The sequence below is a fragment of the Nocardia sp. XZ_19_385 genome (assembly GCF_015355755.1).
Classification (GTDB): domain Bacteria; phylum Actinomycetota; class Actinomycetes; order Mycobacteriales; family Mycobacteriaceae; genus Nocardia.
The window spans coordinates 236,627-248,346 of the sequence record NZ_JACVEE010000001.1; the positions used below are offsets into that span (position 1 = coordinate 236,627).

12 protein-coding genes are annotated in these 11,720 nt (G+C 66.9%); 7 read left to right on the plus strand and 5 right to left on the minus strand.

Annotation, left to right across the window (positions count from 1 at the left end):
- Positions 1–29: 29 nt before the first annotated feature.
- Positions 30–773 carry a glutamine amidotransferase gene (locus IBX22_RS00875; RefSeq protein WP_194813476.1) on the plus strand — a complete coding sequence of 248 codons (744 nt, stop codon included), beginning with the start codon at positions 30–32 and terminating at the stop codon, positions 771–773.
- 2 nt (positions 774–775) lie between these two features.
- Here the strand turns inward: IBX22_RS00875 and IBX22_RS00880 are convergent, their stop codons facing one another.
- Complete coding sequence (locus IBX22_RS00880; protein WP_194813477.1) at positions 776–1,990, minus strand: AI-2E family transporter; 1,215 nt, start codon at positions 1,988–1,990, stop codon at positions 776–778.
- A gap of 210 nt (positions 1,991–2,200) precedes the next feature.
- Here IBX22_RS00880 and IBX22_RS00885 point away from each other — a divergent pair, with 210 nt between their 5' ends.
- The 3 genes from IBX22_RS00885 to IBX22_RS00895 are packed head-to-tail and all read left to right on the plus strand — an operon-like array spanning position 2,201 to position 4,783.
- Positions 2,201–3,307, plus strand: coding sequence for a glutamate--cysteine ligase (locus IBX22_RS00885; protein ID WP_194813478.1), 1,107 nt, complete (start codon positions 2,201–2,203; stop codon positions 3,305–3,307).
- A gap of 40 nt (positions 3,308–3,347) precedes the next feature.
- Entirely contained in the window at positions 3,348–4,346 is a 999-nt protein-coding gene (locus IBX22_RS00890; RefSeq protein ID WP_194813479.1) for a hypothetical protein, read from the plus strand.
- A gap of 41 nt (positions 4,347–4,387) precedes the next feature.
- Positions 4,388–4,783, plus strand: a complete 396-nt coding sequence (locus IBX22_RS00895; RefSeq protein WP_194813480.1) for an ankyrin repeat domain-containing protein — start codon at positions 4,388–4,390, stop codon at positions 4,781–4,783.
- A 2-nt stretch (positions 4,784–4,785) separates the two neighbouring features.
- On the opposite strand, the gene IBX22_RS00900 is transcribed toward IBX22_RS00895, so the two are convergent.
- Positions 4,786–6,156, minus strand: a complete 1,371-nt coding sequence (locus IBX22_RS00900) for an FAD-dependent oxidoreductase (RefSeq protein ID WP_194813481.1) — start codon at positions 6,154–6,156, stop codon at positions 4,786–4,788.
- A gap of 182 nt (positions 6,157–6,338) precedes the next feature.
- Between IBX22_RS00900 and IBX22_RS00905 the strand changes: the two genes are divergently transcribed.
- The gene (locus IBX22_RS00905) at positions 6,339–7,880 is read left to right on the plus strand and encodes an amino acid permease (protein WP_194813482.1); all 1,542 of its coding nucleotides are present in this window, start codon (positions 6,339–6,341) and stop codon (positions 7,878–7,880) included.
- 98 nt (positions 7,881–7,978) lie between these two features.
- Complete coding sequence (locus tag IBX22_RS00910; RefSeq protein WP_194813483.1) at positions 7,979–8,350, plus strand: hypothetical protein; 372 nt, start codon at positions 7,979–7,981, stop codon at positions 8,348–8,350.
- A 26-nt stretch (positions 8,351–8,376) separates the two neighbouring features.
- On the opposite strand, the gene IBX22_RS00915 is transcribed toward IBX22_RS00910, so the two are convergent.
- The 3 genes from IBX22_RS00915 to IBX22_RS00925 all read right to left on the minus strand — a co-directional run bounded on the left by IBX22_RS00915 (position 8,377) and on the right by IBX22_RS00925 (position 10,474).
- Positions 8,377–8,856 carry a carboxymuconolactone decarboxylase family protein gene (locus IBX22_RS00915; protein ID WP_194813484.1) on the minus strand — a complete coding sequence of 160 codons (480 nt, stop codon included), beginning with the start codon at positions 8,854–8,856 and terminating at the stop codon, positions 8,377–8,379.
- Positions 8,853–9,932: a dihydrodipicolinate reductase gene (locus IBX22_RS00920; protein WP_194813485.1), complete on the minus strand. Its 1,080-nt coding sequence runs from the start codon at positions 9,930–9,932 to the stop codon at positions 8,853–8,855. The genes IBX22_RS00915 and IBX22_RS00920 overlap by 4 nt, the downstream gene beginning before the upstream one ends.
- Positions 9,933–10,042: 110 nt before the next feature.
- Complete coding sequence (locus tag IBX22_RS00925; protein ID WP_194813486.1) at positions 10,043–10,474, minus strand: MarR family winged helix-turn-helix transcriptional regulator; 432 nt, start codon at positions 10,472–10,474, stop codon at positions 10,043–10,045.
- A gap of 58 nt (positions 10,475–10,532) precedes the next feature.
- Here IBX22_RS00925 and IBX22_RS00930 point away from each other — a divergent pair, with 58 nt between their 5' ends.
- Entirely contained in the window at positions 10,533–11,570 is a 1,038-nt protein-coding gene (locus IBX22_RS00930) for a hypothetical protein (RefSeq protein WP_194813487.1), read from the plus strand.
- The last annotated feature ends 150 nt before the right edge of the window (positions 11,571–11,720 follow it).

The window sequence follows — 11,720 nt, forward strand, 5'->3', positions numbered from 1 at the left end:
GACGCCCGCGATCTTCCACAATCGGAGCCATGCCGAAACCCTGCTTGCTGTTGCAGCTGCGTCCCGAGCACTCCGCGTCCGACGACGAATACTTCGCCATGCTGCGGGCGGCCGAACTGGAGCGGGAGCAGGTGGTCCGGATTCGAATGGATCAGGACTTCCCCGATGTCGACCTCAACGACTACGCGGCGGTCATCGTCGGCGGCGGCCCGAGCAATATCAGCAATCCAGAGCACCAAAAATACGACTACCAGCGCGAATTCGAGCCGAAGCTGCGCGGGCTCGTCACCGAGATCGTCCGGCGAGACCTGCCCTACCTGGGCGCCTGCTACGGATTGGGGATGCTGGCGGAGGTGCTCGGCGGCAAGGTCGGCACCGAGCGCTACAGCGAACCGCCCGGCGCGCAAACCATCGAACTGAACGACGCCGCCGCCGCGGATCCCTTGCTGCAAGGCCTCCCCGAGTCGTTCCGGGCGTTCGTCGGCCACAAGGAAGCCTGCCAGGAAGTGCCGCCGGACGCGGTGCTGCTCGCGAGCTCCGCGGGCTGCCCGGTGCAGATGGTCCGCGTCGGAGAGCACGTCTACGCGACCCAGTTCCATCCCGAACTGGACGGCAACGGCTTGGCCCTGCGCATCGAAACCTACCGGCACGCGGGCTATTTCGACCCCGACGAAGCGGACTACCTGATCGAGCTCGGGCACAAGGAGTCGATCACGGTCCCGATGGAGATCCTGCGCCGGTTCAGCGCCCGCTACCTGAGCGAACCGGCCTAGCGCTACTTCTCCGGCTCCGGATCGCTTGCGCCGCGGACGACTTCGGTGCTGTGGTCGGAGCCGGGGGCGGTGGCGTCCACCTCTTCGGGAGCCCCGGCTTCGGTGGTTTCTCCGGTGATCAGATCGATCTGCTCACCGATGTAGCGCAGCGTCACCACGGCCACGGCGGCCACGGGGACGGCGAGGAAGGCGCCGACGATCCCGTAGAGCGAGCCGCCAGCGGTGATCGCGAGCAGCACGATAACGGCGTGCAGTTTCATGCTCCGCGATTGCAGAACCGGTTGCAGCACATTACCTTCCAGCTGCTGCACGGCGATGATGATGCCGAGCACGATCAAGGCGGTGGTGACGCCGTTGGCGACCAGAGCGACCAGCACCGCCAGCGCACCCGCGACGAAGGCACCGACGATCGGAATGAACCCACCGAGGAAGGTCAGCACCGCCAGTACCAGCGCCAGCGGGACACCGAGGATCACCAGGCCCGCGCCGATGAACACGGCGTCGATCAGGCTGACGAGGGCCTGCGTGCGGATGAAACCGCCGAGGGTGACCCACACGCGGGCCAGCACCTGCTCCAGGTGGGTGCCGCAGCGGCTGCCCGTCACCTGGTGCAGCCACGGCAGGAAACGCGGCCCGTCCTTGATGAAGAAGAAGGCCAGCACCAGTACCAGGAACAAGGTCACCAGCACCGAGGTGGCCGTGCTGACACCGCTGAACACGCCGGAGGCGATCTGCTCGGCACTGGACTTCAGGCGGCTCGTGACGGCCTCGACGGCGGAGTCGAGCTGCTCGTCGCGCACCCGCAGCGGCGGGCCCTGCAACCAGTTGCGGACCTTATCGATGCCTTCGGTGGCTTTGTCGGCGAGGTCGGGCGCCTGGTCGACGACCGACGGCACAATCAGCGCGATGATGCCGGCCAGGATGGCGATGAACCCGAGCAGCGACACCGACGCCGCGGCGGCGGGCGGCCAGCCTTTCTTCATCAGCCAGCCCGTCGGCGGCCACAGCACGGTGGCGACGACGATGGCCAGCAGGACCGGCAGGATCACCACCCACAGCTTCGCGATCAGGTAGCCGAGGACCCAGGCGCCCGCCGCTATCGCCACCACGCACAGCGCCCACTTGGCCAGCCATACGACACCACGGCCGATGACCTCGCCGCGATCCGGTCGACTGTCGGTTTTTCCGCTGCTGAATGCTTCGCTGAGCCCGCTCACGCCCGCAAGTCTCGCATGCCAGTGCGGCTGGAGCAGGGATTGAACGCCCCGGTGGCGGCCGAACCGCGATGCTGACCGCCGAGTCCGCCAGCGTGTCGCCAACCCAGGCCGGGGCACAAACGCACTGTGCGGGAAACAGATTCGGCATGGACGGGGGAGCACGAACGCAAACGCTCTCGCCGAGGCGGGAAGGCAGCGTAATCTTGGTGGATGGACCCAGTCACGTCGACTGTCGGCGTTGAAGAGGAGTTCCTGCTCGCCGATCCGGAGACGGGTGCGCCGGCCGCGAAAAACGAGGCGGTCGCCCGAACCGCCAAGGAATACGGCATCGACCTGCAGCTCGAGCTCACCCGCTGTCAGGTGGAGACCAGCACCGACGTCCACTCCAACACCCCTGAGCTGCTCGGGCAGTTGCGTGAGCTTCGCCGCGGGGTGGCCGCCTGCGCGGACGCGAACGGCGTCCAATTACTCGCGGCCGGGATACCGCCGACGGTCCCGGGCCGCTTCCCGGTCACCGACACGCCCCGCTACCAGCGGATCGCCGAGGGTTTCGGGATGCTCGCCCAGGAGCAGGGCCTGTGCGGCTGCCACGTCCACGTGGCGGTCCCGGACCGGGAAACCGCGGTCCAGGTGAGCAACTATCTGCGGCCGTGGCTGCCGTTGTTTCTGGCACTGACCGCGAATTCGGCCATCTACCGCGGTGTGGAAACCGGGTACGCCAGCTGGCGCAGCATCCTCTGGCGGCGCTGGCCGAGCGCGGGCCCACCCCCCTATTTCCACTCCGTCGACGAGTACGACTCGATGGTGGCGATGATGCTGTCGAGCGGGATCATGCTCGACGAGCAGATGGTCTATTGGGATGTCCGCCCATCGATCCAGTGGCCGACCGTCGAGGTCCGCGTCAGCGACGTGCCCGCCACCGTCGAGGAAACAGCCCTGCTGGCCGCCCTGGTCCGGGCGACGGTGCTGCGGGCGCGAATGTCGTTGGCGGAGGGCATGACCGCGCCACCGGTAGCCGCGGACGTCTTGCGGGCCGCGTACTGGAAGGCCGCGCGCACGGGACTCGACGGCGACGTGGTGGCCCCGATAGACGGCCGCATCCTGCCCACCCGGGACCTGCTCATGGAACTGATCGACCACGTCTCCCCCGCCCTGGACGAGTTCGGCGACCGCACGTTCGTGACCGACACCGTCGCCGCTGTCCTCAAACGTGGCAACGGCGCGATCCGCCAGCTCAACGCGTTCCGTTTGCGCGGCAACGTCGAGGACGTGGTCCTGGAACTGGGCAACGCGACCCTGGAAGGTTGCCGGGCCTGAGCCCTGATTCCTGTCGGTGCCCGGGAGTAGCGTGCTGGACATGACGGGGCTGGGACGGGATGAATTACGCACGCTGCTAACCGATCTGGGGGCAGCCGACTTCGGCACGTGGCGGCACGAGGATGTGGTCGCGGCGTGCACGAAACTCGGGTGGGAGGTGTCGCGCGACCAACTCCCCCGCTGCGAGACAGCGGCGGTTCCTGGAGTGGTGCGGGGTGCGTATCTCACCGAGAACTGGGATCGGCGGCACGGCGGGGATTCCGAGATGATGCAGGTCTATCTGTGCGCCGCGGTCATCACACCAGAGGCGTTCCGCGACTATCTCGCGGTCGCGACAGAGGTGTGGGGTGAGCCGTCCCTGTACGGCGGCAACGGCGACGCGTTCGTGCGCTGGCGCGGGAAAACCACCACCAGGCAACTCGAGGTCAGCTACCGCGGTGACCTGACGGTGCGGGTCTTCGCCACCGAAGCGTGGGAGGGCTGGGATTACCGCAGCTGGGAATACGGCGAAGGCCTCGGCGAGGTGCCCTACACCTGGATCGGGGAGGATGACCATCCGAGCCTGATCGGCTGCTACTTCGGCGGTCGGCTCGTGCACAGCTGGGACGAACTCGCCGAGGCGCTCGCAATGACGTTGCGCGACATCCACTTCGGGATGCGGACGCTGGGTACCGGCAATACGAGCCCCTCGCCGGATCATGTCGTGGTCACCCTGGCGGCGGCCGACCCGGTCGCGGACGACACCCGATGGCTGCAGCTATCGCAAGACCTCGAAGAACTGGTCATGGTGACCTCCCCCGAAGGGCGTTCGGAGGAGGTGTTGCGCGAGCATGGGTTCGCACCGGACGAGTACGGCGCGTGGACCCGCGAGTTCTTGCCCGGGCCGGAAACCGCGGAAACCGCCGCAAAGCTGGCCGTCACACTCCTGGGTGAGTTCGGCCTCGCCGAGCCCGCGCAGGTCAGCGGCGAATACTTCCGCAACTCCAGTCCCTACCGCCGCTTCAGCTTGCACTGCTTCGGGGTGGAACGGTCCCGGTAACACCGACGTGGGCCACCGCCCACACATGATGAAATAGCCTGATGAGCACTGAAGAAGACAAGGTGATCGAACTAGCGGGCAAAGTCTTCGATCTGGCGCGCCAGGGCGACGCCGACACGCTCGCCGCCTACCTGGACGCCGGGGTCCCCGCCACCCTCACCAACGATCGCGGCGACGGCCTCCTGATGCTCGCCGCCTACCACGGCCACCGCGACGCCACAGCCGTGCTGCTGATGCGCGGCGCCGACGCCAACCAGCTCAACGACAGCGGCCAGACGCCCCTGTCCGGCGCGGTGTTCAAGGGCGACAAGGAGATCATGCGCCTGCTGATCAACGCGGGCGCCGATCTCGACGCGGGCACCCCGTCGGCCCGCGACACCGCCGCGATGTTCGGCCAGACCGAACTCCTGGAGTCGCTGGGCAAGCCTGAGCAGTAGCTCTACCTGTTCTTCGCCACCGCGGCCATGGCTTTGCGGGCGGCGACCAGCACGGGATCCCACACCGGGGAGAAGGGCGGCGCGTAGCCGAGGTCCAGCGCTGTCATCTGCTCCACGGTCATCCGGGCGGTGAGGGCGACGGCGGCGATATCGACACGTTTACCCGCGCCCTCCCGCCCGACGATCTGGGTGCCGAGCAAGCGGCCGGTGCGACGTTCGGCAAGCATCTTCACCGTCATCGACGCGGCGTCCGGGTAGTAGCCCGCGCGGCTGGTCGACTCGATGGTGACGGTGACGAATTGCAGTCCGGCCGCGTGGGCGTCCTTCTCCCGCAGGCCCGTTCGCGCGACCTCGAGGTCGCAGACCTTGCTGACGGCGGTGCCGACGACGCCGGGAAACGTCGCGTATCCCCCGCCGATGCCGGCGCCGATGATCTGCCCGTGTTTGTTGGCGTGCGTGCCGAGCGCGATGTGCATTTGCCGGCCGGAGACGAGATCCAATACTTCGACGCAGTCGCCGCCGGCCCAGATGTTGTCGTGGCCGCGGACCCGCATCGACAGGTCGGTCAGCAGGCCGCCGTCCTCGCCGAGCGGCAGGCCCGCGGCCTCCGCCAAGGTCGTTTCCGGCCGCACACCGATGCCGAGGATCACCACGTCGGCCGGGTATTCACCGTCGGCAGTCCGAACGGCCGAGACGCGCCCCGAATCGCCGGTACGGATCTCGGTGACCTCGGCGCCGCCGACGATCTCGATATCCATGCCGCACATGGCTTTCCGGACCAGCGCACCCATATCGGGGTCGAGCGTGGACATCGGCTCGGACGCCCGGTTGATCATGGTCACGTCATAGCCGCGCTTGATCAGCGCCTCCGCCATCTCGACGCCGATGTAGCCCGCGCCGACCACGACCGCCTTCTTACCCTCGGTGTGCTCGAGGGTGTCGATCAGCGCCTGCCCGTCCTCCAGCGTCTGCACACCGTGCACACCCCCGGCGTCGATGCCCGGCAGCTCCGGACGGATCGGCCGCGCGCCGGTAGCGAGCACGAGTTTGTCATAGCTACACCAGGATTCGGCCCCGTCGGCATCCCGGACCCGCACTCTGCTGCCGTCGACATCGAGCTCGGTGACCTCGGTGCCCAGCCGCAGATCAATATCGCGCTCCCGATGCTCCTCCGGCGTGCGCGCGATCAGATCCTCGCGGTCCTTCACATCCCCGGCGACCCAGTACGGGATCCCGCACGCCGAGTAGGAGGCGAACCGGCCGCGTTCGAACACCACGATCTCCAGCTCGCCGGGTTCGCGTAGCCTGCGGGCCTGGGAGGCCGCCGACATACCCGTCGCGTCGCCTCCGACGATCACCAGTCGCTCACTCATATCCGCCACGCTACGTCGCGCCACCGCCGGATACGCGCGCCCGGCATCGGCATGTTGCGGGCGCACTCTTCGCTATCCCTCGATCGAGTTTCGCCGCTTACCCTGCGGCAGTCCGATCTTTACCGCACACTGATCTTCTGCAAACGCTGTGTGAGGGCAGCGTTTTCGCTGTGGGAGCATCTATGAGCACTACCGATGACGAACGCCGGCTCGCCGAACTCGGCTACAAACAGGAACTGGCGCGATCCTGGTCCGGATTTTCCAATTTCGCGATCAGTTTCACCATTGTCTCGATCCTGACCGGCGGTCTCGCCAGTTACGGCATCGGCTTGGCCAACGGCGGCCCGATCACCATGGCGTGGGGCTGGCCACTGGTCTCGATCATGGTGTTGTTCATCGGCCTGGCCATGGCCGAATTGGCTTCGGCCTACCCGACTTCCGGCGGCCTCTATTGGTGGGCCTCCGAACTCGGCGGCCCGGTGTGGGGCTGGTTCACCGGCTGGTTCAATCTCATCGGCCAGATCGCGGTGACCGCCGCCATCGATTACGGCGCCGCTATCTTCACCACCTCGGTGCTGAATGTGATCGGCATCGAGATCGGCACCGACCGCACCGCGATCTTCATGGTCTTCGCCGCCATCCTGGTGCTGCACGCGGTGCTGAACGCCATCGGCCCGCACCTGTCCGCGGTCATCAACAATATTTCGGCCTGGTGGCATGTGGCCGGTGTCGCGGTATTCGTGCTGGTGCTCGGTATCGGCGCGGAAAACCATCAGAGCATCGGCTTCGTGTTCACCGAAACCGTCGACAACAGCGCCGTCGGATTCGGCGGTGTCGCATTCAGTTTCCTGCTCGGCCTGCTGCACGCGCAGTACACCTTCACCGGTTACGACGCGTCGGCGCACATGAGCGAGGAAACCCACGACGCGGCCCGGACGGCGGCCAAAGGGATCGTCAACACCATCATCGTGTCGGCGGTCGCGGGTTATCTGCTCATCATGGCGGTCACCTTCGCGATCCCGAATCTCGACGACGCCCTGGACCCGGAGAAGAACAACGGCTACCCGGTGATCTACATCCTGGAGAATTCGCTGAATTCCTTCTGGTCCGGCACGCTGCTGATCATCGCCGCGGCGGCTCAATTGTTCTGCGGCTACGCCTCGGTCACCTCCGCTTCCCGCATGCTGTTCGCGTTCGCGCGCGACGGCGCGGTGCCCGGTTCGGCGCTGTGGTCGAAATTGTCGGTCCGCAAGGTCCCGGTGAACGCGGTGCTGTTCATTTCCTTCTTCGCGTTCCTGCTGCTGATCCCGTCCATGCTGGTCCCCGCGGCGAACGCGCCCGTCGCCTATGCCGCCGCCACCTCGGTCGCCACCATCGGCCTCTATATCGCCTACGGCATCCCGATTCTGCTGCGTCAACGGCACGGCAGCCGATTCCGCACCGGCCCTTGGCAACTCGGCCCCTGGTATCGGCCTATCGGCATCGTCGCCCTGATCTGGATCGCCCTGATCAGTGTGCTGTTCATCCTGCCCACCGACGACCGCGGCTACCCGTGGAACGACGAATTCACTTGGACGGTAGTCAATTACGCCCCCCTCACCCTGGTGGCGGTGGTCGGCGCGATCGGCATCTGGTGGTTCGTTTCGGCCCGCCGCTGGTTCACCGGACCCAAACGTAATGTGGCCGAGCCGCCGGATACCGCCGAAACCCCGGTCGGCGCCTAACTGTCCGGGTCGACCGTCGCCCGCACCACCGCGAACTCCCGAGGCAAATCCGAAAGAATGCCGAGTGCCGATGGCGCCCAAGTGGTTACGGTGGTGCGGTGAGTTACGTGTACATCATTGTGCCGGCGGGGGTCGTGTCCACACCCGATCAGGTCATGGCCTATTACCGGTCCCAGGCGGGAAGACCGATAGAGGATGATCTGCAGTTGACGCTGATTCCCGGAATGGAGTCCTGGAATCGGGCTATTCCCCTGTCCCGGGCGCATGCGCGGGTGCGGCTGGAGGCGGCGGGCAATGCGGTCCGCATCACCGCCGCCGACCGCCTCGACCGCCGCCGCACCCGCGGCTCCGCAGTCGATTACGCGGCGCCCGCGGTGCGGCGGATCATCGAAGCCCTCATCGCCGGTTTCGGTTACGCCATCTACGACGCGCGGAGCCACACCCTCAGTCCGGCGGACGGAGATCGGTGACTACCGCGCGTACGTGATCAGAGGTACTAGTGCCCCGGCAGCACGCAGGCGGCGTCGAGGCCGAGCACGCGATTGAGGCGGCCGAAGGCGAGCCAGGAGCCGATGCTCATGGACAGCTCCACCACCTCGGCCTGGGTGTACTGCGCGAACATCCGCTGCCAGAATTCGTCGTCCAGGTTGTGGTGGTCGACGGCGTAGCGTTCGGCGTATTCCGCCGCCAAACGGCTCCGCTCGTCGAGGATATCGCTTGTGCGCCAGTCGGTTACCGCATCCGCGAAGCCTTCCTCGACCTTCAGCCCGTCGCGTTCGGTACGCCAGTCCAGGCAGAAGATGCAGCCGTTGATCTGCGCGATGCGCAGCCGCGCGGCCTCGAATTCACGCAGTCCGAGGGTGGTGTGCTCGTAGACCGCCAGCGAGAAGCCGGAGGCGGGAATGCCGATGCCCGGCACCATTTCGCCCCACACATAGCCGATCGGGTCCTTGCCCTCGGGTACATCGATGATCACGGATTCTTCCTTCCGAGTTTGCCGACCGCCGGAGTAAGCGGCACGTCCAGTGCGTCGTAGAGGCCGGGGTCGGCCGCGGTCAGCCAGGGAATGGCGTTCACCAATCTGCCTGCGGCCGTGGCGTTTCCGCCCGCCGACCGGTTGCCGCCCTCGTCGGAGCATTCGATGCTGACCTCGATGTGCGGGCGGCCCTCGATGATCACGCGGTGCGCGCCCTCACCGTCGGGCGGCAGCGGCCAGTCCCGGGCGCAGTCCGCGTGGATGCGGGTGACGTGCTCGATGATGATGCGCGGCTCGCCGGCGACGATGCCCTGCACCTCGAACCGGATCGCACCCTGCGTCCCGGCGTCGAAATCGCCCATGAGCTTTGTGGTCACGGTCGCGTCCAGGGCGCGGCGATCCACGGTCTCGCGGATCTCGTCGAGTTCGACGCCGAGCCCGCGAGCCAGCAGCCGAACCTGCCCGCCCCACACCATGGTCGGCACCGAGGGGGCCAGCATCGGCGGCTCGTATTCCATCGGCTGGCCCATGCCGACCAGCCAGCGCACCGAGTCGGGCTGGTCGTAGGTGGTGTAGTCGAAGATCTCCTGGCAACGGACCACGTCCACGGTGCCGGCCAGGCCGCTGATCAGCAGCGGCAGCACATCGTTGCCCCAGCCCGGGTCGACGCCGGAGACGAACAGCGAACCGCCGCCGGCCGCGATCGCGTCGAGCACCGGCTGCCGGACTTCCGGTGTGGCACTGCGCGGATCGTAGAGCGCGTACACCGCGGGCGAGACAACCACCGCGCCCGCACCGATGGCTTTCATGATGTCGGCGAGCGCGTCATCGGGGCGGATGTCGCCGGAGGCCGCGTACACGATCGCGCGCGGGCTCGCGGCGAGTACCCCGTCGATGTCGTCGGTGGCGGCGACCCCCAGTTCGTAGTCGAGACCGGCGAGCGAACCCGCGTCTCGGCCTACTTTGCCGGGGTTGTGCACCAGCACACCAGCCAGTTCGAGCTCCGGGTGGGCGTCGATGGCACGAATGGCCGCACGCCCCATATTGCCGGTGCCCCATACCACAGTGGGGATCATCGCCGAAGGGTAGCAAGTGCTTGGTTGGTTAAGTGCGGTTTTGAAGCGACAACTGTCGAGTCAGCGGAAGCAGGGGTCCGGCAACGCGTTTCGCGTGCACTCGACGGAGCTCAGGGGGTGGCGTTGTACCGGGTGAGGTACTGCGCCAAGCGAGCCAGGTCGCCGTCGGGCCAGTCTTCGAATCGCACCGCGAACGCCGCTCGCCGCGCGGCTTCGGCCGCACCCGCTACCCGGCGACCCTCCGCTGTCGGGTGCAACCGCAGATTGCGGCGGTTGGCCGGATCCACCTCCCGGGTCAGGTATCCGAGTTTTTCCAGGGCCGCGATCTGCCTGCTCACCGTCGACTTGTCGAGCAGGAAATGCTCGGCGACCTCGCTGGCCTGACAACCGTCGCGCTCGATGAGCAGGTCCAGAATGCTCGCCGCGACCAGCGACAATTCCGGATGCAGCTCGGCGGCGCGACCCCGAGCGCGGCGCGCGAAGGCCGTGAGTTCGCGCTGGATGGCGAGGATCGCGTCCCCTCGTGGCAGCTCGTCCGACATGGTTGTATGATACAACTAATCGCATAGTTGCATTTACCAACCATTGGGAGTTGTTCCTTTGAAGACCTCGGCAGCAGAGCTGCGACATGTGGCCACGCATCTACTCACCCCGCTGCTCATGTGCCTGGGCATGGCCTTGGCCTACCTCGGCGCGTTCCATCAGCCCGAGCCCAACCATTTGCAGGTGGCTGTCGTCGGCACCGCGCCGCAAGAGATGGTGCTGGCGCAGACCCTGAAGGACAAGGCGGGCGACGGGCTCGAGGTGCTGACCCTGCCCGATCGCGACGCCGCGATCAGTCAGCTGCGCGACCGCGACCTGGCCGGCGCCTACGTCCCCGACGCGCACCATCCGGAACTGCTTGTCGCCAAGGGCAGTTCGGACACCACCGCGATGGCGGTCGAGCTGGTCTTCAAGCAGGTCGCCGGACAGCAGGGCGTGCCGCTGACGGTCACCGACATCGCGCCCACCGCACCCGGCGACCCCACCGGGCAAGGCATCTTCTTCTTGCTTGTGGCGCTGAGCGTCGGCTCCTACGGCAGCGTCGCCGCTATCGGCGCGGCGGGCGCGGGCCTGAGCATGCGGATGCGCGCGGCGATCGGCGTGGCCACCTCATTGGCAGTCAGCATCATCGGACTCGCGGTCGCCGGACCGGTATTCGGCGTCATCGACCACGACTACGCGGCGATCTGGGGCATGTCGTGGCTGTACTCCGCGGGCATCGTGCTGGTGGGCATCGGCCTGCACACCTTCCTGAAGCGGTGGACCACGCTTGTTCTCATGTTGCTGTTCGTGATGCTCAATTTCACTTCCTCCGGCGGCATCTACCGGCCCGAGTTACAGAACGGGTTCTTCGGCGCGCTGCACTCGTTCTGGAACGGGGCGGGTTTCGTGGAGGGGGCGCGCAGCTTGCTCTACTTCGACGGCGGTGCGGGACTCGGCGCTCGGATCGCGAGCCTGGTGTTGTGGCTGGTCGCAGGATTGGCTTTGCTGGTGGTCGCGGCGCGGTATGAGCGCAAGCAGGCGCCTGTCACTCCAGCGCCAGTGCATCGAAAGATCGAGGCAGAGGAAGAGATGGAAGAAGCCGTCGGGGTTTGAGCCTTGGCAAATACGGCGAAGCTGTCGGGGTTTGAGCCTTGGCAAATACGGCGAAGCTGTCGGGGTTTGAGCCCCCGCGCTGCGCATCTCAGGGGCACCGGGTAGGGTGAGGGCATCACGCGCCGTCTCCCGGTGCCTCGGCCGTTCGGC